The sequence below is a fragment of the Luteimonas sp. A482 genome, from assembly GCF_054072655.1.
In genome coordinates this window covers 1,853,825-1,877,922 of sequence record NZ_JBSVRO010000001.1, presented here as the reverse complement: position 1 = coordinate 1,877,922, position 24,098 = coordinate 1,853,825, and the positions used below count along the sequence as shown (strand labels likewise).

Here is a 24,098-nt window from a genome sequence, read left to right as displayed (position 1 = left end):
AAGGAAAATCCGTCGACTTCAAGCCTTGAAGCCGGCGGCCGAGAATCGGATCAGTTCGTGTGCCGCATGCTGCCGGTGGGCCGCCTCGCTGACCCCGGCGGGGCGCTTGATCAAGCCGAAATCGGCCATGGCATAGGTCAGCGCGCCGCCAAGGAAATCCAGGCGCCAGTACAGCTGTTCCTTGTCCAGATGCGGCAGGCAGCCGGTGAGGGCGCGGGCGAACTCGCGCTGCACGTGGCCGTACTGGTCGGAGAGGAACTTGCGCAGGCGCTCGTTCTTTTCAGCATAAGCCCGGGCGATCACGCGGATGAAGGCGCCGCCGTGGCGGTCCTGGGCCAGGTCCAGGGCAGGCTCGACGAAGGCGGCCAGGATCGGCTCGAGTTCGCCCGGATGCTCGGCCAGCGCAAGCCGCAGCCGGTCCAGGCGTTGCCCGCTCATCGCGTCCATGCGCCGGCGGAAGACCTCGTTGACCAGGTTTTCCTTGCTGCCGAAGTGGTAGTTGACCGCGGCAATGTTGACGGCGGCGCGGCTGGTCACCTGGCGCAGGGATGTGCCGGAGAAGCCATGCAGGGCGAACAGCTCTTCGGCCGCGCCCAGGATCCGCTCCTTCGTAGAGAACTGCTGGCCCGTCACCCGTCACCTGTCTCAATCAAACGCTTGTTTGATCTTAGGCCGGTCGGTGGCCGGGTGCAAACAGGGGGTGCCGCAGTTGCCACGCAATCCGATAGAATTACCGTAGCCTTGTCGGCTAAACCCGCGCCCACACGCGGGTTTTCCCATGTTAATCTGGCCGTCTCCTGAGCGAGCGGCCCTGCCCGGAGAGCAACAATGGCGCTGGAGCGCACCCTGTCGATCATCAAGCCCGATGCCGTTGCCAAGAACGTCATCGGCGAAATCTATTCCCGCTTCGAGAAGGGCGGCCTGAAGGTCGTCGCTTCGAAGATGAAGCAGCTCTCGCGCAAGGAGGCTGAAGGCTTCTACGCGGTGCACCGCGAGCGTCCGTTCTTCAACGCGCTGGTCGAGTTCATGATCAGCGGCCCGGTGATGATCCAGGCGCTCGAGGGCGAGGGCGCGATTGCCAAGAACCGCGAACTGATGGGGGCCACCAATCCCAAGGACGCCGCGCCGGGCACGATCCGCGCAGACTTCGCCGACAGCATCGACGCCAACGCGGTGCACGGTTCGGATGCGGCCGAAACCGCAGCGGTGGAGATCGCGTACTTCTTCCCGTCGACCGACGTCTACGCGCGTTGATTTCTTGTTTGCCACGGATTACGCGGATGCACACGGATAAAGCAAACGCGCTGGAAGTGAGGATGTGTTTCTCGTTCCGCTGCCTTTCGCTCTATCCGTGCAATCCGCGTCGATCCGTGGCAGATGCTCCTGACCTGATGCCTCACCCGTGACGGAAACAACTACCAAACAGAATCTCCTGGACCTCGATCGCGAGGGGCTGGAGCACTTTTTTGCCGACACGCTCGGCGAGAAGCGTTTCCGCGCGCATCAGGTGATGAAGTGGATCCACCATCGGTACGTCACCGATTTCGAGCAGATGACCGACCTGGGCAAGGCGTTGCGCGCCAAGCTGCACGCGCACGCGGAAGTGCGCGTGCAGCAGGTCCAGTTCGAGAAGCCATCCACCGACGGCACCCACAAGTGGCTGCTGGCGATGGACGGCAGCAACGCCATCGAAGCCGTCTTCATCCCGGACAAGGGACGCGGCACGCTGTGCGTGTCCTCGCAGGTGGGCTGCGCGCTGAACTGCCAGTTTTGTTCCACGGCGACCCAGGGCTTCAACCGCAACCTGTCCACCGCCGAGATCGTCGGTCAGGTGTGGACCGCGGCGCGACACCTGGGCAACGTGCCGCACAAGCAGCGCAAGCTGACCAACGTGGTGATGATGGGCATGGGCGAGCCGCTCATGAACTTCGACAACGTCGTGCGCGCGATGAGCGTGATGCGCGACGACCTGGGTTACGGCCTGGCCAACAAGCGCGTGACCCTGTCGACCGCCGGCGTGGTGCCGATGATCGACCGTCTGGGCGAGGTCAGCGACGTGTCGCTGGCGGTCTCGCTGCACGCGCCCAATGACGAGCTGCGCACCGAGCTGGTGCCGCTCAACAAGAAGTATCCGATCGCCGTACTCATGGACTCCTGCGTGCGCTATGCGCAGCGCAAGCGCGGCGCCTCGGTGACCTTCGAATACACGCTGATGAAGGACGTCAACGACCAGCCCGGGCATGCGCGCGAGCTGGTCGGGCTGATGCGCGACTTCGACAACCGGGTGCAGATGAAGGACGCGGCCAAGGTCAACCTGATCCCGTTCAATCCGTTCCCGGGCACGCGCTTCCAGCGTCCGGACGACACGGCGATCCGCCGCTTCCAGAAGCTGCTCAACGACGCCGGCCGCATCGCGCCGGTGCGCCGCACCCGCGGCGACGACATCGATGCCGCCTGCGGCCAGCTCAAGGGCCAGGTGATGGACCGCACCCGGCGCCAGGCGGAATTTCGCAAGCGGCTGGAAGCCGGGGGCAACGATGCGACTGCGTGAGTCATGCCTGCTCGCCGTTGCGGCGGCGGTGCTGGCCGGCGGCTGTTCGCGGCTCACCTTCGTCAAGCCCAGCGCCGAACGCAGGGGTACCGAGCGGCTCGCCCAGGAGTACACCTTCAAGGAAACGAAGGAGAGCAAGGCGCGTCAGGAGGCCCGGCTCCAGGTCTCGGTTGCGGACCGGCACCTGCGCGCAGGCGAACTCGAAGCCGCGGCGGTGGCCGCGAAAGCGGCGCTCAAGGCGGACGCCTCGCAGCCCGGGCCGCATACCATGATGGCGCTGGTGGCCAGCCACCAGGGACGGTATGAATTGGCCGGCAGCCATTACGCCGAGGCCGCGCGGCTGGGTCCGTCGGGCGTCACCTACAACAATTACGGCGCATGGCTGTGCGGCAACGACCGCGCGCAGGAGTCGCTGCGCTGGTTCGACGACGCCGTGAGCGACCCGCGTTACCGGGACAAGGCTGGCGCGCTGGCCAATGCCGGCGCCTGCGCCGCGCGCGCGGGCGAGCATGACCGCGTGGAGCGCGACCTGCGCGCCGCGCTCGAGCTCGACCCGCGCAACGCCGTCGCCCTCGAGAGCATGGCTGCACATGCCTTCCGCGAAGGCCGCCACCTCGAGGCGCGCGCTTTTTCCGAGCGCAGGCTTGCAGCAGCCCCCGTCACACCCGCTACACTCGAACTGGCGTCACGGATTGAAGAACAACTCGGCGACACCGTCGCCGCCACTCGCTATGTTCAGCGCCTGAGGACGGAGTTTCCGCAGGCACGGAACACGATCCCAGGGGGCAGTACGCAACCATGACGTCGTCCGACCAGAAGACTGGCCAGATTGACCGCGGCCAGGGGGAACGCTTGCGCCAGGCGCGCGAGGCGGCCGGCCTTGGGGTGGCCGACGTGGCGCAGCGCCTGAAAATGCCGATGCGGGTGGTGGAATCGCTCGAATCGGGAAACTGGGACCGGCTCGATGCCCCGGTCTTCGTCCGCGGACAGCTGCGCAGCTACGCGCGCCTGCTGGGCGTGCGCATCGACGAGGACTTGCCCGCCGCTTCGGCGTCGGTGCCGATCGAACCGGCCCGCCTGGAGCCGCGTACCTTTACCCCGCCGCTGCGACGCACGCTCGACCGGATGATGGGTCGCATGGTCTACATCGTCATCACCGCACTGATCGCGGTGCCGGCGTGGATGGCGACGCGCTCGCACCTGGATTCGCAGATCCGCATCGACGCATCGCTGGACCTGCCGCCCGGCGCCAGCGCCGAGCCGGCCGGTCCGGTGCCCGCCACTCGCGTGGAGGACGGGCCGCGCCCGCTGGTGGCGTCGATGACGTCGCTGCCGCCACGCGCTGCAAAGCCGGCCGAACCGGCCCCGTCGCTTTCGCTGCGGTTCACCGCCGACAGCTGGGTGGAAATCTTCGGTGCCGACGGCCAGGCGCTCGAGCGCGGACTGCTCAAGGCCGGCGAACGTCGCGACTACAACAAGGGCGAAGTGGGCCGCGTCGTGCTCGGCAACGCCGGTGCGGTGGAAGTGCGCGGCGACGGCAACATTCAGGATCTGGCCGGCTTCCAGCGAGCGAACGTCGCGCGCTTTACGGTATCCTCTGACGGCTCCATCCAGCCGGCCGGCCACTAGCGCCGCGACAGATCTGGTGGAATGCGCGCCCGGTCCAGACGCCGGGTGTTCCCGATCGCTCCGCTTGTCCCGCCATCGGCCGCGGACAGGACCTCATGGCAGCACACGATGGCGTTGGATGAACTGCTCGACGAGCACGAACAAGGCGAACGAGTCCGCAGCTGGCTCAAGCAGAACAGCTTGGGCCTGCTTGGTGGCCTCGCGCTCGGCCTGGCCCTGATCTGGGGCGGCCGCTGGTGGATCCAGGAGGCCCACGACAAGCGCGTGGCCCTGGGCGAGTCCTACAGCAGCGTGGTCGAAACCCTCAAGGCAGGCGATCGCGACAAGGCCAAGGAACTCTCCGCTGCACTGGCCGGCACCGCCTACGCGCCGCTGGTCGCTCTGGACCTGGCCAAGGCCCAGGTCGAAGCCGGCGAGCAGGAAGAGGCGATCGCGACCCTGCGTGCCGCCGGCAGTGAGGAACCGGCTCTGGCCGCAGTGATCGAACATCGCCTTGCGCGCCTGCTGATCGATGCGGACAAGGCCGACGAAGCGCTGGCCCTGCTGGCCGATGCCGAAGACCCGGCCGCGCTCGAAACCCGCGGCGACGCACGGCATGCCAAGGGCGAGGTCGACCAGGCCCGCCAGGATTACGAACAGGCATTGCGCAAGCTGGATCCGGCCGCGCCGCAGCGCAGGCTGCTTGAACTGAAATTGACGCAGACCGGCGGCTCGCCGGAAACGACTGGGACTCCATCCTGATGAAGCCGGAACACAATTCGCCAGCGCTCGCGCAACCGGGCGCGTGGTCGCGCGGTGGCCGCACGTTCGCCGTGGTCGCCTGTGTCGTCATGCTCGCCGGCTGCGGCACCATCAAGGGCTGGTTTGGCGGCGACGGCGAGAAGGCGCGCGCCAAGCGCGCGGCCGAGCCGGCCGAACTGGTCGAGTTCACGCCTTCGGCAAGTGCATCGCGCCTGTGGTCGGCCAGCGCCGGCAAGGGCGAGGACCAGCTCGGCGTGGGCCAGGGCCCGGTCATCGCCGACGGCCGCGTGTATGCCGCGGCGGTGCGTGGCGGCGTGCGCGCGTTCGACCTGCAGAGCGGGGCCTCCGTCTGGCATCACGATTCGGATCTGCGCCTGAGCGGTGGCCCCGGCGCCGGCGATGGCCTGGTCGTGGTCGGCAGCCTCGACGGCGAAGTGGTGGCGCTGGACGCAGCCACCGGCGCCGAGCGCTGGCAGGCCAAGGTGCCCAACGAAGTGATCGCCGCGCCCGTGATCGGGCAGGGGATGGTGTTCGTGCGCTCCAACGACGGCCGGCTGAGCGCATTCGACGCAGCCAGCGGCGAGCGCCGCTGGTTCTGGACGCGCGAACTGCCGTCGCTGACGGTGCGCGGCAACGACGGCCCGGTGCTCGGCCCGGGCTTCGTATTCATCGGCAACGACGACGGTACCCTGGCCGCGCTGTCGCTGTCCGACGGCCGCCAGGTGTGGGACCTGCCGATCGCGCAGCCCGATGGCCGCACCGAGCTCGACCGCATGGCCGACATCGACGGCTCGCCGGTGCTCGATGGCACCGTGCTGTATGCCAGCAGCTACAAACAGTCGACCATGGCCATCGACGCGCCCAGCGGCCGTCCGATCTGGGTCAGCGATCGCGGCGGCTCGTCGCAACCCGGCCTGTCGGTCGACAAGGTGCTGGTGTCCGACCGCAACGGCACCGTCTGGGGCCTGGACCGCAGCTCCGGCAATCCGGCCTGGGAACAGGGTGGCCTGGCGCGACGCAACGTGGGCGGCGTGGCGGTGCACGGCGACTACGCGGTGGTCGGCGATCTGGACGGCTACCTGCACTGGCTGCGCCTGGACAGCGGCGACTTCGCCGCCCGTGAACGCGCCGGTCGCGCAGCCATCAAGGGCGCGCCCGTGGTGTCTGACGGCATCCTGGTGGTGCAGAACGTGAAGGGCGACCTGACGGCCTGGCGGATCGATTGATTCGGGGCGGGCGGAGACCCTGACGCGCGGCGGGTTGCCGTCACGGCAGGTCCCGCGCGCGGCTGGAGTTGCATCTACAACCCGGGGTATCCCCATACCCGGCGCCGACTGGAGCGCCTTCAGGCGCGATCGGAAGGTCTGATCACGGCTGAAGCCGCTGTCTGCAGGGCACCGGGCGGTCGGCCGACCGGTGGCAGCTTCGGGCGGCGACAGGCGCCTGGCCAGGTCGAATCGCTGTCGCGGCTGGAGTCGCAGCGGCATCCAACGATCCAGCCGGCCCGCACCGGCGCTGCGCCGGGGGCGTGGGCAGGTTACGCTTTGCAGTCCGGTCGCCCTCGCAGTGGGCGCACAGCAGGCTGGCCCATGGCGGCGCGCGCTGCGCTGCGGCATCCCCGGCTTTCCATTCGCTCCTCCTGAACGGCTCAACATGCTCTCCTCCGTCGCCCTCGTGGGCCGCCCCAATGTCGGCAAGTCGACGCTGTTCAATGCCTTGACGCGCACCCGTGACGCGCTGGTGCATGACCAGCCCGGCGTCACCCGCGACCGTCATTACGGCGTCTGCCGCCTGGACGATGCGCGGCCGTTCGTGGTCATCGACACCGGCGGCATTGCCGGTGAAGAGGAAGGCCTTGCCGGCGCGACGGCCCGCCAGGCGCGTGCCGCCGCCGCCGAGGCCGACCTGGTGCTGTTCGTGGTGGACGGCCGCGAAGGCGCGTCCGCGCTGGACGACGAGATCCTGCAGTGGCTGCGCAAGACCGCGCGCCCGGTGCTGCTGGTGGTCAACAAGACCGATGGCCTGGACGCGCGCGCCGCGCTGGCCGAGTTCGCGCGCTTCGGTTTTGCCGACAGCTTTGCGGTGTCGTCCGCGCATCGCCAGGGCATCGACGAACTGCTCGATACGGTGCTCGAGCGCCTGCCGGCTGATCGCGAAGAACCAGACGAAGACGCGGGCCGCGTGCGCGTGGCCTTCGTCGGACGGCCCAACGTGGGCAAGTCGACCCTGGTCAACCGCATCCTCGGCGAGGAGCGCATGATCGCGTCCGACGTGCCGGGCACGACGCGCGATTCGATCTCGGTCGACCTGGAGCGCGACGGTCGCAGCTATCGCCTGATCGATACCGCCGGCCTGCGCCGCAAGGGCAGGGTCGAGGAGGTGATCGAGAAGTTTTCGATCATCAAGACCCTGCAGGCGATCGAGGAATGCCAGGTCGCGGTGATCATGATCGACGCCGTCGAAGGCGTGACCGACCAGGACGCGGCCGTGCTCGGCGCGGTACTCGACGCCGGTCGCGCGCTGGTGGTCGCGGTCAACAAGTGGGACGGGCTCAGCACCTACCAGCGCGAGCAGACCGAATCGCTGCTGTCGCGCAAGCTTACCTTCGTGTCCTGGGCCGAGGCGGTGCGCATCAGCGCCAAGCATGGCTCGGGCCTGCGCGAGCTGTTCGGCGCGATCCACCGCGCCCATGCCTCGGCCACGCGTCAGTTCAGCACTTCCGAGGTCACCCGCGCGCTCGAGATCGCCTACGAGGCCAGTCCGCCGCCGGTGGTGCGCGGGCACGCGCCGAAGCTGCGATTCGCGCACCCGGGCGGCGAGAACCCGCCGACCTTCATCGTCCACGGCTCGCGCCTGAAGTCGCTGCCGGCGACGTACTCGCGCTACCTGGAGAACTTCTTCCGCAAGCGCTTCAAGCTGGTCGGCACGCCGGTGCGCTTCGTGTTCAAGGAAGGCGACAACCCGTACAAGGACAAGAAAAACGTGCTCAGCGTGCGCCAGGTGGCGAAGAGGAAGCGCCTGATCCGCCACGTCAAGCGCGGCAGGTAGGCCTGGCGTGACCGTCCGGCCCGACGCCATCGCGCGGGAGCACATCACCCTGGGCATCCTGGCCGGCGGGCGCGCCACGCGCCTGGGCGGCCGCGACAAGGCCTGGCTGCAGCGCGAGGGCGTCGCACAGGTCGTGCGCCTGGCGCAGCGGTTTGGCGCGGAAACCGGGGCTGTGCTGGTGAGCGCGAACCGTGAACTGCCGCGCTACGCGCAGGCCGGGATCGAGGCCGTTCCCGATCGCATCGAAGACGCGGGCCCGCTGGGCGGCCTCGATGCGCTGGCTGCTGCCTGCCGCACGCCGTGGCTGCTGACCCTTCCGGTCGACCTGGTCGATGCCAACGACTGCCTGCTGCGCACGCTGGTTTCCGCCGCTGCCGCCAATGGCGCCCGTGCACAGGACGAATCGGGCCTGCAGCCGCTGGTCGCACTCTGGCGCGTGGACGCGTTGCGGGACGCTGCCAGCGCGGCGCTGCGCGGCGGCACGCTCGCCGTGCAGGCGCTGCAGCTGCGGCTGGACATGGCCGTGGTCCACTTCGCGGGGGTACGCTTCGGCAACCTCAACACGCCCGACGACCTGCGCGCGGCCGGCATCGACACGCACTGAAGCATGGCCAACCACGACTTTCCCAGCCACATCAGCTACGCCGAGGCGCGCGCGATCATCGCGCGCATTGCAGAACAGCGCCGCATGCCGAACGAGCGGGTCGCCATCGCGCGGGCACATGGACGCGTGCTGGCAGGCGATGTGGTCGCCTCGATGGCGATGCCGGCCTTCGACAATTCGGCGATGGACGGCTTTGCGCTGCGCCACGCCGACCTGGCCGCCGACGGCGAAACCATCCTCACCCTGCGTGGCGAACAGTTCGCAGGTCCGGCTACGGTGGTCGAAGTCGGGCCCGGCGAGTGCGCGCGGATCACCACGGGAGCGCCGCTGCCGCCGGGCGCGGACACGGTGGTGATGAAAGAGCGTGCGGTCGTCGAAGGGGATTGCGTGCGCATCCTTGGGCCGGTCGCGGCTGGTCGCAACGTGCGGCGCCGCGGCGAGGATGTGGTTGCAGGCGACCTGCTGGCCTTGGCTGGCGAGGTGCTCGGCCCGGCCCGCGTCGCGCTGCTGGCTGCGCAGGGCATCGATTCGCTCGAGGTCGCGCGGCGGCCGACCGTCGCGGTGTTTTCCACCGGCGACGAACTGGTCGAACCCGGCATGCCGCTGGCGCATGGCCAGGTCTACAACTCCAACCGCGAACTGTTGATGGGTCTGCTGCGCGCCGAGGGCCTGGAGCCGGTGGCCTGGCCGACCTTGCCCGACGATGGCGCCGCGATCGAATCGGCCCTGCGCCATGCCGGCGAAGCCTTCGACGTGGTGCTGACCTGCGGCGGCGTGTCGGCCGGCGAAAAGGACCTGCTTCCGGCGCTGCTGCAGCGGCGCGGCAGCGTGCATTTCTGGAAGCTGCGGATGCGGCCCGGCATGCCGGCGCTGTTCGCCGACGGCGGCACGCTCGGGCCGGCGCTGTTCCTGTGCCTGCCGGGCAACCCGGTGTCGGTGCTGGCCACTTGCCTGGCGCTTGCGCGGCCGCTGCTGGACGGGCTGCAGGGCAGGGCGCCGCGCAAGTCCTGGCGTGCGCGGCTGTCCTCGCCATGGTGCAAGCGCCACGAGCGTCGGGAATTCCTGCGCGGGCGGTTGCTGAGCGGTGAGGATGGCGTTCTGCTGATCGAGCCGGACCCGGCCGATGGCTCCCATCGCATGCGCGCGGCCGCCGATGCCGACGCGCTGATGGTGCTGGAAGAAGGCGAGCGCGAGTACGCCGCCGGCAGCGTCGTCGAGGTGCTGCTTTACTGAGGCCTTTGATGGGCCGGCGCGGTCGCTTTCTCCCTCATCCGCTTGCGGGGGAGGGGAGGGGTGGGGGCGTCGGCGCCTCGTCCCTGAACGCAGCGATCCGCACCATGCGGCCACTCCAGCCTTCCCGGGGCGATAATCGACCCATGGCCAAGGAGATCACCCCACGCGACGCCAGCTACCGGCTCGCCCAGGGCGCCGTGCTGGTGGACGTGCGCGACGATCACGAGCGCGAGCTGGGCATGGCCCAGGGCGCATTGGGCGTCGCGCGCGACGAACTGGAAGCCGCGCCCCACCAGTACCTGCCCGGGCCGGACGCCGAGATCGTGCTGATCTGCCAGACCGGCGGGCGCTCGATGCTGGCTGCCGAACAACTGCTGCGCCGCGGCTACCAGCGCGTGTTCTCGGTGCGCGGCGGCACCCTGATGTGGCAGGCCGAAGGGTTTCCGCTGACGCGGCCCGCGGGCACGGTCGACCAGGACTTCCACGAACGCTACTCGCGCCACCTGCGGCTACCGGAGATCGGCGCCCGCGGCCAGCGCAGGCTCGAGGCGGCCAACGTCGTCGTGGTCGGTGCGGGCGGCCTGGGCTCGCCGGCGGCCTTCTACCTGGCCGCAGCCGGGGTGGGGCAACTGCGCCTGATCGATGACGACGTGGTCGACCGCAGCAACCTGCAGCGCCAGATCCTGCACACCGATGCCGACATCGGCGTGGCCAAGGTCGAGTCGGCGCAGACGCGGCTGTCCGCGCTCAACCCGCGGATATCGATCGAGCCGATGGTCGCGCGGCTGGACTCGGCCAACGTCGAGCAGCTGATTGGCGAGGCCGATGTGGTGGTCGACGGCGGCGACAACTTCCCCGTGCGCTACCTGCTCAATGACGCCTGCGTGCACCTGCGCAAGCCTCTGGTGTACGGCGCCGTGCACCGCTTCGAGGGCCAGGTGAGCGTGTTCGATGCAGGGCGCGAGCGGGGCCGCATGCCCTGCTATCGCTGCCTGTTCCCGGAGCCGCCGCCCGCCGGGTCCGCGCCCAACTGCAGCGAGGTCGGCGTGCTTGGCGTGCTGCCGGGCGTGATCGGCATGCTGCAGGCGACCGAGGCGCTCAAGCTGCTGCTGCATATCGGCGAGCCGCTGAGCGGGCGACTGCTGCATTTCGATGCGCTGTCGATGCGCTTCCGCGAAACCCGGCTTGCGCCCGATCCGGACTGCCCGCTGTGCGCGCCGGGCGCGACCTTCCCCGGTTATATCGACTACGCGGCATTCTGCGCTGGCTGAGCCGAAGCGGCACGGCGACGCCGCCTGCACAACCCTGTGCTAGCGTCGGTGGCGCCGCGGGGACCAGTGGGGAGTATGCGATCGGTCCGGACGGCGCCTTTCTACCAGGTGCAGGTGACCTCTTGCCGCGAATCGCCTTACTGCTGTTGCTGCTGTGCGGGCTGCCGTCCTTACCGGCGCAGGCCTCGGATCCCTGCATGCGCCTGGCCACGCCGGCCGCGGACGACGTGCCTGGCCGGATCGCCGCCGCGGCCTGCGAAGAGCACCGAATCTGGTACCGGCCTTTCATCGAGACCGATGGACGGGTGGGCGTGGTGAGCGTGCGCGAGGCCCAGCGCACGCGGCTGGCGAACGGGCAGCCGGCCTGGCAGCGGGTGATCGAGTACTGGCGCGGCAGCGGGCTGCTGTGGCAGGCAGGCGCCGGCGATTGCGCCTATGGCGACGTGCCCGAGCCGTCGTGCCGGACCTTCGTCTTGGACACGCCGTGGTCGGCCGCGTTCGTGTCCTGGGTGATGCAGCGCGCGGGACTGCCGGGCTTCGGTGGATCCGCGAGCCACCTGGGCTACGTACGGCGCGCCTACCGCGAACCCTTCCTCAGCCCCTACCGCGTGTCGAACCCGGAGTCGGGCAAGGTCGCGGTGGGCGACATGCTGTGCAGCGTGCGCGGCGGCTCCCGCATGTACGGGTTCGGCGAACTGGCCAACGTGCTCAGCGGCAACGAGCCGGGCCTGGGCATGCACTGCGACATCGTGGTCGGCACGTCCATCCGCGAGCGCGTGCAGTACGCCCACCTGGTCGGCGGTAATGTGTTGGACACCGTCGCCATGCGCGAACTGCCGCTGAGCCCCGGCGGGCGCTTCGCCGCGCTGCCCATGCGCACCGCCGCCGATCCGGAGTGCACGCCCGAGAGCCGCCACGTCTGCGACCTCAACCGCCAGGACTGGTCGGTGCTCCTGCAACTGCGTCCGGCAGGCGAGCTCGCCGGGCTGCGGGTCGGTCCTGAACCGGTCGCGGCGCCGCCAGCGCCGGTGCCCGCCAGTCCGGCGCAGGAATAAGCTGTCGCGCCGCGCCGACGCCGTTGCGGCGGGTCAGCCGTGGCGCTGGCGCGCGGCTTCGAAGGCGGCCAGCTGTGCGGGGGTCGCTTCGCGCTGGTGTCGCGCCTTCCATTGCGCGAAGGGCTCGCCGTACACGGTGGCGCGCGCCTCGTCCTTGTCCATCTCGATCCCGCGCGCCTGCGCCGCATCGCGATACCAGTCGGCCAGGCAGTTGCGGCAGAAGCCGGCAAGGATCATCAGGTCGATGTTCTGCACGTCCGGCCGCTGCTGCAGCAGGTGCTCGCGCAGGCGGCGGAAGACGGCGGCCTCGATATGGACGGTGTCGTCGGTGCTGGGCTGCATGGGCGCTCCTTGGCGGCGTGCGGGGATGACGTGAGACAATACGCGTTCCCGTTTCCGGCCTCCATGACGGCATGACCGCACGCATCCTCGATGGCAAGCGCATCGCCGATTCACTGCTCGACGAACTGCGCTTGCGCGTCGACGCGCGCGTGGCAGCCAACCTGCCGCGTCCGGGGCTGGCCGTGGTGCTGGTCGGCGGCGATCCGGCCTCGCAGTCCTACGTGCGCAACAAGCGCCGGGCGGCCGAGAAGGTCGGCATCCGCGCCCTCGACTACGATCTTCCCGCCGGCACCAGCGAAACCGAACTGCTGGACCTGATCGACCGGCTCAACGCCGATCCGGCCGTGCACGGCATCCTCGTGCAGCTGCCGCTGCCGGGCATCGCCGATGCGACGCGCCTGATCCATCGCATCGACCCGCGCAAGGACGTGGACGGCTTCCACCCCGAGAACGTCGGCCACCTGGCGCTACGCCAGTTCGGCCTGCGTCCCTGCACGCCGCGCGGCATCACCACGCTGCTGGCCTACACCGACCAGCCCGTGCGCGGGCGCAGCGCGACCATCGTCGGCGTGAGCAACCACGTCGGCCGGCCGATGGCGCTGGAGCTGCTGATCGCCGGCTGCACGGTCACCAGCTGTCACAAGTTCACCCCGCGCAACGAACTGCAGCGGCACGTGGGCGAGGCCGATATCCTGGTGGTGGCGGTGGGCCGGCCGGGTCTGATCCCGGGCGAGTGGGTGAAGCCGGGCGCGGTGGTGATCGACGTGGGCATCAACCGCCTCGACGATGGCCGCCTTACCGGCGATGTTGAATTCGCGCCGGCCGCGCAGCGCGCGAGCTGGATCACGCCGGTACCCGGCGGCGTCGGCCCGATGACCGTGGCCACGCTGATGCAGAACACGATCGAGGCCACCGAGGCCGCGGAAGCGAGCCAAGCGCTCTGCGGCTGATCGTTGCGCCTGTCCGGCGGCGAGCAGGCTCGCAGGGAGTTCACGGCGCGCTGGGCAGACTGACTTTTCCTGTGCACGGGCCGCGCGCTTGCCGCCCCGGGAGGGAGGGGTCATCGAGCGTTATCGACGTGCAATCGGCTGGATGGCCTGCGCAGCATGTGTGGCGGCGCTCGCGTCCGCCTGCGCCGGTCCACAGTCCGCGCTCGATCCGGCGGGGCCGGCCGCCGGCGCGATTGCCACCAGCTGGTGGCTGATGGCGGCAGGCGCGCTTGCCGCCTGGATCATGGTCCTCGTGCTGGCCACGTTGGCCATGCGCCGCGGTCGCAGGCTTGCCACGACGTCCGGCAGGCGTTTGATCATTGCCGGCGGCGTGGTGCTGCCCATCTCACTGCTGTCGGCGCTGCTGGTCTACGGCACACTGGCCAGTGACCGCATCACCGGCGAGAGCGCGCAGATTGGGCATGTGGTGCAGGTCACCGCGCGCCAGTGGCAGTGGGAGTTCGAATACCTCGACGCCGATGGCACTGCGCTTGCCGCTTCGATCGATCATCTCGCCATGCCGCTAGGCGAGATGGTGGAGTTCCGCGTCGACAGCAGCGATGTCATCCACAGCTTCTGGGTCCCGCGCCTGGGCGGCAAGATCGACGCGATCCCGGGCCGCACCAACATGCTGCGCCTGCGCGCCGACCAGGCTGGCCCGATGCGCGGCCAGTGCGCGGAGTTCTGCGGCCTGGAGCATGCGCTGATGGCGTTCGAGGTGACGGTGCTGGCGCCGGACGACTACGCACGCTGGTTGCTGGACAACTCGATCGATGACACCGCGGGCGCGCGGCAGTGAGCGCGGCCGTGGAACAGGCGGACGGGCACGCGCAACGGCTCGAGGCGCTGCGCAGGATCTGGAGCAACGGGCCGGGCCTGCGCGGGCAGCTGACCGCCGTCAACCACGGCACCATCGCGATGCGCTTCATCGTCACCGGCTTCGCTTTCATGCTGGTCGGCGGACTGCTGTCGATGTTCATCCGCCTGCAGCTGGCCTGGTTCGATGCCGACGTGCTCGATCCCGAGCGCTACAACCAGTTCGTGACCCTGCACGGCACGACGATGATGTTCCTGTTCGCGGTGCCGATCATGGAAGGCTTCGCGATGTACCTGCTGCCCAAGATGCTGGGCGCGCGCGACCTGCCGTTTCCACGGCTGAGTGCGTTCGGCTGGTGGTGCTACCTGTTCGGCGGCTTGTTCCTGTATTCGAGCCTGCTGTTCGACGCGGCGCCCGACGGTGGCTGGTTCATGTACGTGCCGCTCACCGATGCCAAGTTCTCTCCGGGCAAGGGCCCGGACTTCTGGCTGATCGGCGTGACCTTCGCCGAGATCGCGGCGGTGACCGCGGCAGTGGAGCTGATCGTGGCGATCCTGCTCACCCGCGCGCCCGGCATGGACATCCGCCGCATGCCGCTGTTCGCCTGGGCGATCCTGGTGATGGCTTTCATGATCGCGCTTGGCTTCCCCCCGTTGATCCTGGCCAGCATCCTGCTGGAGCTGCAGCGTGCGTTTGGCTTCGTGTTCTTCGACCCGGCACTGGGTGGGGATCCACTGCTGTGGCAACACCTGTTCTGGCTGTTCGGCCATCCCGAGGTCTACATCATCTTCCTGCCGGCCGCGGGCGTGGTGTCGATGCTGGTGCCCACCTTCGCGCGGCGGCCGATCGTGGGCTATGCCTGGATCGTGCTCGCGCTGGTGTCCACGGGCTTTCTCAGCTTCGGGCTGTGGGTGCACCACATGTTCGCGGTCGGCATCCCGCTGCTGGCGCTGGCGTTCTTCAGCGCGGCCAGCATGGCGGTGGCGATCCCGACGTCGATCCAGGTCTTCGCCTGGATCGCCACGCTGTGGGCGGGGCGGCCGTGGCTGCGCCTGCCGATGCTGCACATCCTGGGCTTCTTCGTGGTGTTCGTGCTGGGCGGCCTGACCGGGGTGATGCTGGCCTTCGTGCCGTTCGACTGGCAGGCGCACGACACGCATTTCGTCGTGGCGCACCTGCACTACGTGCTGATCGGCGGAATGATGTTCCCGCTGTTCGCGGGGCTGTATTACTGGCTGCCGCTGGCGAGCGGGCGGATGCCGTCGGAGAGCCTCGGCCGGATGGCGTTCTGGCTGGTGATCATCGGCTTCCACCTGACCTTTGTGCCGATGCACCTGACCGGGCTGCTCGGCATGCCGCGGCGGGTGTACACGTATTCGCCGGCGCTGGGGGTGGAGTGGATCAACCTGCTGTCCACCGCCGCCAGCTTCGTACTCGCCGTCGGTATCGTCGCGATCCTGGTCGATGCGGGGCTGTGCTTCCTGCACGGTCGCCGCGCGCGCGCCAACCCCTGGCGCGCGGGCACCCTGGAGTGGGCGGTGCCGGTGCCGGTGCCCAACTACAACTTCGCCTCGATGCCGAGCGTGGACGATGCGTATCCGCTGTGGCGCGACCGCGGGCTGGCCGAGCGGGTCAACCGGACCGACGGGCTGCTGGGCGATCCCGCGCGCGGACGACGCGAGCTGCTGGGCACGGGCATGGTCTCGGCGCGGCCGGAGCAGGTGGTGTTCCTGTCCGGGTCGTCGTGGCTGCCGCTGGCCTGCGCAGGCGTGATCACCGTGCTGCTGGCCTGCTTCATCGCCGGCCAGTACCTGCTGGCGGCCGCCTGCTTGGTGCCGCTGCTGGCCTTGTTCTGCGGCTGGGCCTGGACCACCGGCTGGCGCGGCGGCCCGATATCGGTGGACGCGGGTAACGGCCTGGTTCTGCCCTCGCAGTACGCCTGCCGCAACGCGCCGGGATGGTGGGCCATCGTGGTGACGATGCTCATCGTCGGATCGCTGTTCGCCTCGCTGGTGTTTGCCTACTTCTACCTCTGGCTGGGCAGCGACGCCTGGCCGCCCGCGGGGATGGGCGACGCGGCGCCCGGCACGATGCACTACGCCGCGCTGGCCCTGCTTGCGATCGCGTGGCTGGGCGGTGCGGCGGCGACGGCGGCACTGCGCGCTGGACTGCGGCGTCGCCGCCGCGTCGCGGTGCCAGCCATTGTGGCGGCGGTGGCGGCGATCGCGTTCGCCGCGATCCACGTCACGCTGCTGTCGGGTTCGCCCGGCGCGCCGCAGGCGCATGCCTATGCGTCGGTGGTCTGGACGCTGGCCGGCTTCTGCGCGCTGCACCTGCTGGTGGCGGCGCTGCTGTGCCTGCAGGTGTCCGCGCGCGTGGGGCGGCGGCTGGTGGATTCGGCGCGGTCGCTGGAATGGCGCGTGGCGCATGCGTTCCTGCGCTATGCGATCGTGCAGGCCGCGATCGGCTGGGCGGTCATCCACCTGTTCCCGGTGCTGCAGTGAGCGCGCCGCGACGCCAGCGGCGGCTGAGCTGGATCGCGAGCCCGTTCGTGGTCTGGGGCCTGCATTTCGTCGCGGTCTATTCCATCCAGGGCCTGGCCTGCGGCCGCGGCTGGCCGGTGACGGGCGCGTGGCTGGGCATGGGCCTGGCGACCGTGCCCGCGTTCGCGTCGGTGGCGTGGATCGGGCTGCACGCGCGGCGCGAACTGCTGGCGCCGGAGGTGTCGGGAGAGAAAAGGTTTGCCGCGAAGGTGGTGGCGATGCTGTCGCTGCTGGCCCTGGTGGCGATGGCGTTCACCAGCTTGCCGATACTGCTGCTGCAGCCGTGCGAGTGAGGACAGGCATGCGCAAGACGCTCAGGCAACCGGTTGCGGAACAGCGCAGCCCCTCGGTGGAGAGCCGGGTGGCGATCAAGCACCATCCGCTGCATCCGATCATGGTGGTCTATCCGATCGCCTGCCTGACGCTGCTGCTGCCAGCCGACGTACTCCACCTGTGGAGCGGCGAGACGTTCTGGGCCGAGGTCGCCTGGTGGCTGAATGTCGTGGGCCTCGTCGCTGGCCTGTTCGCAGCCGCGCTGGGCATCTGCGACATGTTCCTGATCCGCGTGGCGCGCAGGCACGTGTCGGCATGGAGCCATTTCATCGCCGGGGTGATGCTGCTGGCGCTGGCGGCGATGGGCGTCTGGCTGCGCTGGCCCGACCCCGCTGCGGCCGGATGGTGGGCGCTGCTGCAGTCGGCGCCGACGGCGGGCATGGTGCTGGTGGTGGGTTGGCTCGGCGGCACGCTCACCTTCGGGCACGGGATCGGCGTCTATGGTCATCGCGAGCGCGAGGACGGCCGGTCTTCCGCAGACCGGGCGCTGGACGAATGAGCAGGACCCTCGACCGCCTGCACCCCGGGCGGCGGAAGATCGCCCACGCTGCGCGGCTTGGCGCCGGTCAGGGCGGCGATCGCCAGCAGCAGCAACAGTGGCGTCCAGCCGAGCAGGGCAGGCAGCACGCCGCCGCGCCGCCGCTTGCCCTTGCCAAGCGCGTGCAGTTGCGCGCCCATCCACAGGTGCACCAGCACCACCAGCGCGACCAGGCCCAGTTTGGCGATCAGCCAGGCGCCGGGCGCCACCCATGGGATCAGGGCCATGCCCAGGGCGATGGTGAGCACGCCGGCCGGCGTGGCAACGCGGAAGAACAGCCGGTTGGCGACCGGGTTGAAGAAGTCCGCCCGCCCGTCGCGCTCGCCGCGACGGCGCGCGGCGAACAGTCGCACGAGCAGGAACAGTCCGGTAAACCAGACCGACATGGATGCGATGTGCGCGACCTTCAGCCAGAACTGCATGGCGCGACTCCTGTGAGGTGTGGGCGATACAGCGGATCCGTCGTTCCGCAGCGACGGGCATCCTCCTTGCCGGGGCAGGACGTGCCCGGGCGCAGGGGGCGCCGCTCGCGCACCGCCGTTTGGCCAGGGCTGCCCGCACTGGTTGCCGTTGCGGTGTCGCCGCTGCCGGCCGCCGCCCACGACAGCGGCCACGGCGTGCCCAGCCTGGCCACGGCCTGGACGCTGTCGCCGCTGCTGCTTGTGCCGCTTGCGCTGTTCGCCTCGCTGTACGTGCTCGGGCTTTGGCGCCTGTGGCGCGGCGGGCATGTCGGGCGCGGCGTGTCCGTGGCCGAGGCGGCGGCGTTCGGCGGCGGCGTGCTGGCGCTGCTGCTTGCGACCGTCTGGCCGTTCGACGCGCTGGGCGAATGGTCGCTGGCCGCGCACATGGCGCAGCACATGCTGCTGCTTGCGGTCGCGCCGCCGCTGCTGCTGGCCGCACGCCCGCGCGCGACACTGGCCGCGGCCCTGCCGCCGGACTGGTCGCGCCTGTCGCATCGCCTCGCGCAGGCCTGCGCGATCCCGCCGCTGCGCTCGCTGGCGGCGGCGACGCTGGCCAACGTGATGGTGATGTGGGGCTGGCACAGCCCGGCCGCGCTCGAACTCGCGCTGGCCAACGAAGCGGTGCACTGGCTGATGCACGGCAGCTTCCTGATCGCCGGCCTATGGCTGTGGACCCTGCTGTGGCAGCGCATCCGCGACGACGCCGCGGGAGGCGCGCTGGCCGGCGCGGTCGCCATCGTGGTGGTCATGATGCAGATGGGCTTCCTTGGCGCATTGATGACCTTCTCGCGGCGCAGCCTGTACCCGTACTACGCCGAACGTGCGCCCGAGCTCGGCCTGGGAGTCCTGGCCGACCAGCAGCTGGCCGGCCTGATCATGTGGGTGCCGTCGTGCCTGCCGTACCTGGTTGGTGCGATCTGGCTGCTGGCGCGGGAGTTCGGACGGCTGCGGCAGATCAGCTGACGCGGAAGCCACCGGGGCCATTCTGGGCAGGCAAGGGTTGATGGCGGGTGATCTGCGGCGAAGGGCCTCGCGCACGCTCCGGTTTTTCGCGCGCGAAGAACCACTCGCGGGCCTGTCGCGGCGCGGTATAATGTCGCGCTTCCCCTCCGATCCCGGGACTGCCGATGCTCCGCATCCAGGCTGAAGCACTGACGTACGACGACGTTTCCCTCGTCCCCGCGCACTCCATCGTCCTGCCCAAGGACGTCTCGCTCGCCAGCAACCTCACCCGCTCGCTGCGCCTGAATCTGCCGGTGGTCTCGGCGGCGATGGACACGGTCACCGAGGCGCGCCTGGCCATCGCCATGGCCCAGCTCGGCGGCATCGGCATCGTGCACAAGAACATGAGTGCCGAGCGCCAGGCAAGCGAAGTGCAGCAGGTCAAGAACTTCGAGGCCGGCGTGATCCGCGAGCCGTTCACGGTCAGCCCCGACACCACCATCGGCGAAGTGCTCAAGCTGACTCGCGCCCGCAACATCTCCGGCGTGCCGGTGGTGGACGGCGGCCAGCTGGTCGGCATCGTCACCGGGCGCGACATGCGCTTTGAGAAGAAGCTCGACGACCCGGTGCGCAACATCATGACCAAGAAGGACCGCCTGGTCACCGTGCACGAAGGCGCGAGCGACGACGAGGTCATCGGCCTGCTGCACAGGCACCGCATCGAGAAGGTGCTGGTGGTCAACGACGCGTTCGAACTGCGTGGGCTGATCACCGTCAAGGACATCCAGAAGAAGTCCGACAACCCCAATGCCGCCTATGACCCGGACGAGCAACTGCTGGTCGGGGCGGCGGTTGGCGTGGGCGGCGACACCGAACACCGCATCGAACTGCTGGCCGCGGCCGGGGTGGACGTGGTGATCGTCGATACCGCGCATGGCCACTCGCAGGGCGTGCTCGACCGCGTGGCCTGGGTGAAGAAGCAGTTCCCGCGGCTGCAGGTGATCGGCGGCAACATCGTCACCGGCGATGCCGCGCTGGCGCTGATGGACGTGGGCGCAGATGCGGTCAAGGTCGGCATCGGCCCGGGCTCGATCTGCACCACGCGCATGGTGGCCGGCGTGGGCGTGCCGCAGATCACCGCGATCTCGATGGTGGCCGAGGCACTGCAGGACCGCATCCCGCTGATCGCAGATGGCGGCATCCGCTACTCGGGCGACCTGGGCAAGGCGCTGGCGGCCGGTGCATCGACGATCATGATCGGCGGCCTGTTCGCCGGCACCGAGGAATCGCCTGGCGAGGCCGAACTGTTCCAGGGCCGCAGCTACAAGAGTTACCGCGGCATGGGCTCGCTGGGCGCGATGGAGAAGGGCAGCAAGGACCGCTATTTCCAGGACTCGAGCGACCCCGACAAGCTCGTGCCCGAGGGCATCGAAGGCCGCGTGCCGTATCGCGGCCCGCTGGGCGGGGTGGTCCACCAGCTTGCCGGCGGACTGCGCGCAAGCATGGGCTACGTCGGCTGTGCGTCCATCGACGAGATGCGCAAGAAGCCGCAGTTCGTCAAGACCACCGGTGCCGGCCAGCGCGAGAGCCACGTCCACGACGTGCAGATCACCAAGGAACCGCCGAACTACCGGATGGGGTGAGGCAACCCGCTTGCGCGGCACTGCCGCGCGGGCTGCCGAACGCCCGGCCATGGTGGCCGGGCCGGGCCATTCACGGACGTGGCGCCCTCTCCATGGTCGCCGCGCCAACTCTTGAAGCTGCCGTCCGAAGGTTCCATGACCGACATCCATTCCGACAAGATCCTGATCCTCGACTTCGGCGCGCAGTACACGCAGCTGATCGCACGCCGCATCCGCGAGATCGGCGTCTATTGCGAGATCTGGGCCTGGGATCATGATCCCTCCGAAATCGCTGCGTTCGGCGCGAAAGGCATCATCCTGTCCGGCGGGCCGGAGTCGACCACGCTGCCGGGTGCGCCGGCGGCGCCGCAGGAAGTGTTCGACAGCGGACTGCCGATCCTGGGCATCTGCTACGGCATGCAGACGCTGGCCGCGCAGCTGGGCGGTGCGACCGAAGCAGCCGACCAGCGCGAGTTCGGCCATGCCGAGGTCGACATCGTCCATCCCGATGCCTTGTTCTCCGGCCTGACCGACCATCCGGGCGCGCAGCGCCTGAACGTGTGGATGAGCCACGGCGACCACGTCTCGCGCGCGCCCCCGGGCTTCACCGTCACCGCCAGCACAGCGCGCATCCCGGTCGCCGCGATGGCCGACGAGCAACGGCGCTGGTACGGCGTGCAGTTCCACCCGGAAGTCACGCATACGCTGCAGGGCCAGACCCTGCTGCGCCGCTTCGTCACCGATGTCTGCGGCTGCACCACGCGGTGGACGGCGGCGCAGATCATCGAGGACCAGATCGCGCGCGTGCGCGAACAGGTGGGTTCGGACGAGGTGGTCCTGGGCTTGTCGGGTGGCGTGGATTCGTCCGTCGTCGCCGCGCTGCTGCACCAGGCGATCGGCGAGCAGCTGACCTGCGTGTTCGTCGACACCGGCCTGCTGCGCTGGCAGGAAGGCGACCAGGTGATGGCGATGTTCGCCGAACACATGGGCGTCAAGGTGATCCGCGTCGACGCCGCCGACCGCTATTTCAAGGCGCTCGAGGGCGTGGTCGACCCGGAAGCCAAGCGCAAGATCATCGGCAACCTGTTCATCGAGATCTTCGAGGAGCAGTCCGACAGGCTGAAGAACGCGCGCTGGCTGGCGCAGGGCACGATCTACCCGGACGTGATCGAGTCCGCCGGCAGCGGGACCGGCAAGGCCCACGTCATCAAGAGCCACCACAACGTCGGTGGCCTGCCCGAACACATGAAGCTGGGCCTGGTCGAACCGCTGCGCGAGCTGTTCAAGGACGAGGTGCGGCGCCTGGGCGTCGAGCTCGGCCTGCCGCGGACCATGGTCTACCGCCACCCGTTCCCCGGGCCTGGCCTGGGCGTGCGCATCCTGGGCGAGGTCAAGCGCGAGTACGCAGAACTGCTGGCGCGCGCCGACGCGATCTTCATCGAGGAACTGCGCAAGGCCGACCTGTATGACAAGACCTCGCAGGCGTTCGCCGTGTTCCTGCCGGTGAAGTCCGTGGGCGTGGTCGGCGACGCGCGCGCCTACGAGTGGGTGATCGCCCTGCGCGCGGTGGAGACCATCGACTTCATGACCGCGCACTGGGCGCACCTGCCGTACGACTTCCTCGGCACGGTGAGCAACCGCATCATCAATGAGCTGCGCGGCATCTCGCGCGTGGTGTACGACATCTCCGGCAAGCCGCCGGCGACGATCGAGTGGGAGTAGCGGGTTTGGAAGCCGGGGCGGGGCGGAGCGTTATGCTTGCGTTCCGTCCATCCAGCAGGATCGCCTGATGCACTCCAGACCCTTCGGCCGCACCGGCCGCAACGTTGGTGAAATCGGCTTCGGCGCCTGGGCCATCGGCGCGGCCTGGGGCAAGGTCGATGACGCCGAGTCCGTGGCCGCGCTGCATGCGGCGCTCGATGCCGGCCTGGATTTCATCGACACCGCAGATGTGTATGGCGACGGCCATTCCGAACGACTGATCGCACGCGTGCTCAAGGAGCGCGGAGGGGAGCGCCCGTTCGTGGCGACCAAGGTGGGGCGGCGCCTGCCGTCCCAGACGGTGGAGGGCTACACCGCGAATAATCTCGAGAGCTGGATCGACCGCAACCTGCACAACCTCGCAACCGACTGCCTGGACCTGGTGCAGCTGCACTGTCCGCCGACCGACGCCTACTACCATGCCGAGTTGTTCGAGCGGATGGATCGCCTCGTCGAGCGCGGCAAGCTGCGCAGCTATGGCGTCAGCGTCGAGCGCGTGGAAGAGGCGCTCAAGGCCATCGAGTATCCGAACGTCGCCAGCGTGCAGATCATCTACAACATGTTCCGCCTGCGGCCGGCGCAGCTGTTGTTCCGCGAGGCCAAGCGGCGCGGCGTGGCGGTCATCGTGCGCGTGCCGCTTGCCAGCGGCCTGCTCAGCGGCAAGTTCCGCGCCGATACGCGCTTCGAGGCCGATGACCATCGCCAGTTCAACCGCCAGGGCGAGGCGTTCGACGTCGGCGAGACGTTTTCCGGCGTGCCCTACGAAGTCGGCCTTGCCGCGGTCGAAGAGCTGCGTCCGCTGGTGCCCGAAGGCGCGACGATGGCGCAGCTGGCGCTGCGCTGGATCCTGATGGACGATGCGGTGAGCGTCGTGATCCCGGGCGCCCGCAACCGCGAGCAGGCGTTGGGCAATATTGCCGCGGCCGATCTGCCTGCGCTTTCGCAGGCGACGATGGATGCGGTCGCGCGGATCTACGACGAACACATCCGCCCGCACGTGCACCAGCGCTGGTGAGCCGCGGGCAGCCCATGCACGGCACGCCTCTCCCGCCTGACGACAGCGCAACGCTGGTGACCGACGAGCGCTGGATGCGACACGCCTTCGCGCTGGCCGACCGCGCCGTACGCGAGTTCGACGAGATCCCCGTCGGCGCCGTGCTGCTGGGCCCGGGCGGCGCGCTGCTTGGCGAGGGCTGGAACCGCAACCTCGCCGAGCACGATCCCACCGCACATGCGGAAATCGTGGCCATGCGCGAGGCTGGACGCGCGATGGGCAACCACCGGCTCGTCGGCGCCACCCTTTACGTGACCCTTGAGCCTTGCGCGATGTGCGCGATGGCGATGGTGCACGCCCGCATCGCGCGCCTGGTGTACGGTGCCGCCGATCCCAAGACCGGCGCCTGCGGCAGCGTCTTCGACCTGGTCGCAGACCCGCGCCACAACCATCGGATCGCGGTGCAGGGTGGGCTGCTGGGTGACGAGGCAGGCCGGCGCCTGAGCAACTACTTTCGCGCGAAGCGCGGCAAGGCGCCGCTCGATCCTTCGGGCGAATCGCCTCTCGAACCACACCCCGAACCGCCCCTGTAGGAGCGGCTTCAGCCGCGAACGGACCGGGCGT

At 69.4% G+C, this 24,098-nt stretch carries 24 protein-coding genes; 21 read left to right on the top strand and 3 right to left on the bottom strand.

Annotated elements, in window-relative coordinates:
• Window positions 1–18: 18 nt before the first annotated feature.
• The gene (locus ACW5DW_RS08385; protein WP_457018301.1) at window positions 19–633 is read right to left on the bottom strand and encodes a TetR/AcrR family transcriptional regulator; all 615 of its coding nucleotides are present in this window, start codon (window positions 631–633) and stop codon (window positions 19–21) included.
• Window positions 634–828: 195 nt separating this feature from the next.
• Between ACW5DW_RS08385 and ndk the strand changes: the two genes are divergently transcribed.
• The 11 genes from ndk (at window position 829) to ACW5DW_RS08330 (ending at window position 12,132) form a co-directional block, all read left to right on the top strand.
• Entirely contained in the window at window positions 829–1,254 is a 426-nt protein-coding gene (gene ndk / locus ACW5DW_RS08380; protein ID WP_457018300.1) for a nucleoside-diphosphate kinase, read from the top strand.
• 148 nt (window positions 1,255–1,402) lie between these two features.
• A complete protein-coding gene (rlmN, locus tag ACW5DW_RS08375) occupies window positions 1,403–2,551 on the top strand; it encodes a 23S rRNA (adenine(2503)-C(2))-methyltransferase RlmN (RefSeq protein WP_457018299.1) in 1,149 nt (382 codons plus the stop codon).
• Complete coding sequence (locus ACW5DW_RS08370; protein ID WP_457018298.1) at window positions 2,538–3,353, top strand: type IV pilus biogenesis/stability protein PilW; 816 nt, start codon at window positions 2,538–2,540, stop codon at window positions 3,351–3,353. Before rlmN ends, ACW5DW_RS08370 begins: the two co-directional genes overlap by 14 nt.
• Window positions 3,350–4,180 (top strand): helix-turn-helix domain-containing protein, encoded by an 831-nt coding sequence (locus ACW5DW_RS08365; protein ID WP_457018297.1) that lies wholly within the window; start codon window positions 3,350–3,352, stop codon window positions 4,178–4,180. The genes ACW5DW_RS08370 and ACW5DW_RS08365 overlap by 4 nt, the downstream gene beginning before the upstream one ends.
• Before the next feature lie 108 nt (window positions 4,181–4,288).
• A complete protein-coding gene (locus tag ACW5DW_RS08360) occupies window positions 4,289–4,921 on the top strand; it encodes a YfgM family protein (RefSeq protein ID WP_457018296.1) in 633 nt (210 codons plus the stop codon).
• Window positions 4,921–6,147: an outer membrane protein assembly factor BamB gene (gene bamB, locus ACW5DW_RS08355; RefSeq protein ID WP_457018295.1), complete on the top strand. Its 1,227-nt coding sequence runs from the start codon at window positions 4,921–4,923 to the stop codon at window positions 6,145–6,147. Before ACW5DW_RS08360 ends, bamB begins: the two co-directional genes overlap by 1 nt.
• Before the next feature lie 427 nt (window positions 6,148–6,574).
• A complete protein-coding gene (gene der / locus ACW5DW_RS08350; protein WP_457018294.1) occupies window positions 6,575–7,969 on the top strand; it encodes a ribosome biogenesis GTPase Der in 1,395 nt (464 codons plus the stop codon).
• A gap of 7 nt (window positions 7,970–7,976) precedes the next feature.
• Window positions 7,977–8,573, top strand: coding sequence for a molybdenum cofactor guanylyltransferase (gene mobA / locus ACW5DW_RS08345; RefSeq protein ID WP_457018293.1), 597 nt, complete (start codon window positions 7,977–7,979; stop codon window positions 8,571–8,573).
• A 3-nt stretch (window positions 8,574–8,576) separates the two neighbouring features.
• Window positions 8,577–9,806 (top strand): molybdopterin molybdotransferase MoeA, encoded by a 1,230-nt coding sequence (locus ACW5DW_RS08340; protein ID WP_457018292.1) that lies wholly within the window; start codon window positions 8,577–8,579, stop codon window positions 9,804–9,806.
• Between the two features lie 143 nt (window positions 9,807–9,949).
• On the top strand, window positions 9,950–11,077 hold the full coding sequence (gene moeB / locus ACW5DW_RS08335; protein WP_457018291.1) for a molybdopterin-synthase adenylyltransferase MoeB: 1,128 nt from the start codon (window positions 9,950–9,952) through the stop codon (window positions 11,075–11,077).
• A gap of 197 nt (window positions 11,078–11,274) precedes the next feature.
• A complete protein-coding gene (locus tag ACW5DW_RS08330; protein ID WP_457018290.1) occupies window positions 11,275–12,132 on the top strand; it encodes a DUF2272 domain-containing protein in 858 nt (285 codons plus the stop codon).
• Window positions 12,133–12,165: 33 nt separating this feature from the next.
• On the opposite strand, the gene ACW5DW_RS08325 is transcribed toward ACW5DW_RS08330, so the two are convergent.
• Window positions 12,166–12,474 (bottom strand): DUF1244 domain-containing protein, encoded by a 309-nt coding sequence (locus tag ACW5DW_RS08325; protein WP_457018289.1) that lies wholly within the window; start codon window positions 12,472–12,474, stop codon window positions 12,166–12,168.
• A gap of 71 nt (window positions 12,475–12,545) precedes the next feature.
• Here ACW5DW_RS08325 and folD point away from each other — a divergent pair, with 71 nt between their 5' ends.
• From folD to ACW5DW_RS08300, 5 genes are all read left to right on the top strand, one after another.
• Window positions 12,546–13,424, top strand: a complete 879-nt coding sequence (folD, locus tag ACW5DW_RS08320) for a bifunctional methylenetetrahydrofolate dehydrogenase/methenyltetrahydrofolate cyclohydrolase FolD (RefSeq protein ID WP_457018288.1) — start codon at window positions 12,546–12,548, stop codon at window positions 13,422–13,424.
• A 142-nt stretch (window positions 13,425–13,566) separates the two neighbouring features.
• The gene (coxB, locus tag ACW5DW_RS08315) at window positions 13,567–14,262 is read left to right on the top strand and encodes a cytochrome c oxidase subunit II (RefSeq protein ID WP_457018287.1); all 696 of its coding nucleotides are present in this window, start codon (window positions 13,567–13,569) and stop codon (window positions 14,260–14,262) included.
• On the top strand, window positions 14,259–16,784 hold the full coding sequence (gene ctaD, locus ACW5DW_RS08310) for a cytochrome c oxidase subunit I (RefSeq protein WP_457018286.1): 2,526 nt from the start codon (window positions 14,259–14,261) through the stop codon (window positions 16,782–16,784). The genes coxB and ctaD overlap by 4 nt, the downstream gene beginning before the upstream one ends.
• Window positions 16,781–17,116, top strand: coding sequence for a hypothetical protein (locus ACW5DW_RS08305; RefSeq protein WP_457018285.1), 336 nt, complete (start codon window positions 16,781–16,783; stop codon window positions 17,114–17,116). The genes ctaD and ACW5DW_RS08305 overlap by 4 nt, the downstream gene beginning before the upstream one ends.
• 8 nt (window positions 17,117–17,124) lie before the next feature.
• The gene (locus tag ACW5DW_RS08300; RefSeq protein WP_457018284.1) at window positions 17,125–17,655 is read left to right on the top strand and encodes a DUF2231 domain-containing protein; all 531 of its coding nucleotides are present in this window, start codon (window positions 17,125–17,127) and stop codon (window positions 17,653–17,655) included.
• Here the strand turns inward: ACW5DW_RS08300 and ACW5DW_RS08295 are convergent.
• Window positions 17,601–18,116, bottom strand: a complete 516-nt coding sequence (locus ACW5DW_RS08295) for a CopD family protein (protein ID WP_457018283.1) — start codon at window positions 18,114–18,116, stop codon at window positions 17,601–17,603. The two genes, ACW5DW_RS08300 and ACW5DW_RS08295, sit on opposite strands and share 55 nt — an antisense overlap.
• 81 nt (window positions 18,117–18,197) lie before the next feature.
• Between ACW5DW_RS08295 and ACW5DW_RS08290 the strand changes: the two genes are divergently transcribed.
• The 5 genes from ACW5DW_RS08290 to tadA all read left to right on the top strand — a co-directional run bounded on the left by ACW5DW_RS08290 (window position 18,198) and on the right by tadA (window position 24,067).
• Window positions 18,198–19,118 (top strand): cytochrome c oxidase assembly protein, encoded by a 921-nt coding sequence (locus ACW5DW_RS08290; protein WP_457018282.1) that lies wholly within the window; start codon window positions 18,198–18,200, stop codon window positions 19,116–19,118.
• Between the two features lie 164 nt (window positions 19,119–19,282).
• Entirely contained in the window at window positions 19,283–20,740 is a 1,458-nt protein-coding gene (gene guaB, locus ACW5DW_RS08285) for an IMP dehydrogenase (RefSeq protein WP_457018281.1), read from the top strand.
• 135 nt (window positions 20,741–20,875) lie between these two features.
• Complete coding sequence (gene guaA / locus ACW5DW_RS08280) at window positions 20,876–22,441, top strand: glutamine-hydrolyzing GMP synthase (protein ID WP_457018280.1); 1,566 nt, start codon at window positions 20,876–20,878, stop codon at window positions 22,439–22,441.
• A gap of 67 nt (window positions 22,442–22,508) precedes the next feature.
• Entirely contained in the window at window positions 22,509–23,495 is a 987-nt protein-coding gene (locus tag ACW5DW_RS08275; RefSeq protein ID WP_457018279.1) for an aldo/keto reductase, read from the top strand.
• A 14-nt stretch (window positions 23,496–23,509) separates the two neighbouring features.
• Entirely contained in the window at window positions 23,510–24,067 is a 558-nt protein-coding gene (tadA, locus tag ACW5DW_RS08270) for a tRNA adenosine(34) deaminase TadA (protein ID WP_457018278.1), read from the top strand.
• Window positions 24,068–24,098: the final 31 nt, after the last annotated feature.

Coding starts and splice junctions, on each gene's coding strand:
- ndk (WP_457018300.1), top strand. CDS start 829: ATGGCGCTGGAGCGCACCCTGTCGATCATCAAGCCCGATGCCGTTGCC.
- ACW5DW_RS08295 (WP_457018283.1), bottom strand. CDS start 18,116: ATGCAGTTCTGGCTGAAGGTCGCGCACATCGCATCCATGTCGGTCTGG.
- coxB (WP_457018287.1), top strand. CDS start 13,567: ATGGCCTGCGCAGCATGTGTGGCGGCGCTCGCGTCCGCCTGCGCCGGT.
- guaA (WP_457018280.1), top strand. CDS start 20,876: ATGACCGACATCCATTCCGACAAGATCCTGATCCTCGACTTCGGCGCG.
- moeB (WP_457018291.1), top strand. CDS start 9,950: ATGGCCAAGGAGATCACCCCACGCGACGCCAGCTACCGGCTCGCCCAG.
- ACW5DW_RS08300 (WP_457018284.1), top strand. CDS start 17,125: ATGCGCAAGACGCTCAGGCAACCGGTTGCGGAACAGCGCAGCCCCTCG.
- ACW5DW_RS08360 (WP_457018296.1), top strand. CDS start 4,289: ATGGCGTTGGATGAACTGCTCGACGAGCACGAACAAGGCGAACGAGTC.
- ACW5DW_RS08340 (WP_457018292.1), top strand. CDS start 8,577: ATGGCCAACCACGACTTTCCCAGCCACATCAGCTACGCCGAGGCGCGC.
- bamB (WP_457018295.1), top strand. CDS start 4,921: ATGAAGCCGGAACACAATTCGCCAGCGCTCGCGCAACCGGGCGCGTGG.
- ACW5DW_RS08330 (WP_457018290.1), top strand. CDS start 11,275: ATGCGCCTGGCCACGCCGGCCGCGGACGACGTGCCTGGCCGGATCGCC.
- ACW5DW_RS08365 (WP_457018297.1), top strand. CDS start 3,350: ATGACGTCGTCCGACCAGAAGACTGGCCAGATTGACCGCGGCCAGGGG.
- folD (WP_457018288.1), top strand. CDS start 12,546: ATGACCGCACGCATCCTCGATGGCAAGCGCATCGCCGATTCACTGCTC.
- der (WP_457018294.1), top strand. CDS start 6,575: ATGCTCTCCTCCGTCGCCCTCGTGGGCCGCCCCAATGTCGGCAAGTCG.
- ACW5DW_RS08370 (WP_457018298.1), top strand. CDS start 2,538: ATGCGACTGCGTGAGTCATGCCTGCTCGCCGTTGCGGCGGCGGTGCTG.
- guaB (WP_457018281.1), top strand. CDS start 19,283: ATGCTCCGCATCCAGGCTGAAGCACTGACGTACGACGACGTTTCCCTC.
- ACW5DW_RS08325 (WP_457018289.1), bottom strand. CDS start 12,474: ATGCAGCCCAGCACCGACGACACCGTCCATATCGAGGCCGCCGTCTTC.
- tadA (WP_457018278.1), top strand. CDS start 23,510: ATGCACGGCACGCCTCTCCCGCCTGACGACAGCGCAACGCTGGTGACC.
- ACW5DW_RS08275 (WP_457018279.1), top strand. CDS start 22,509: ATGCACTCCAGACCCTTCGGCCGCACCGGCCGCAACGTTGGTGAAATC.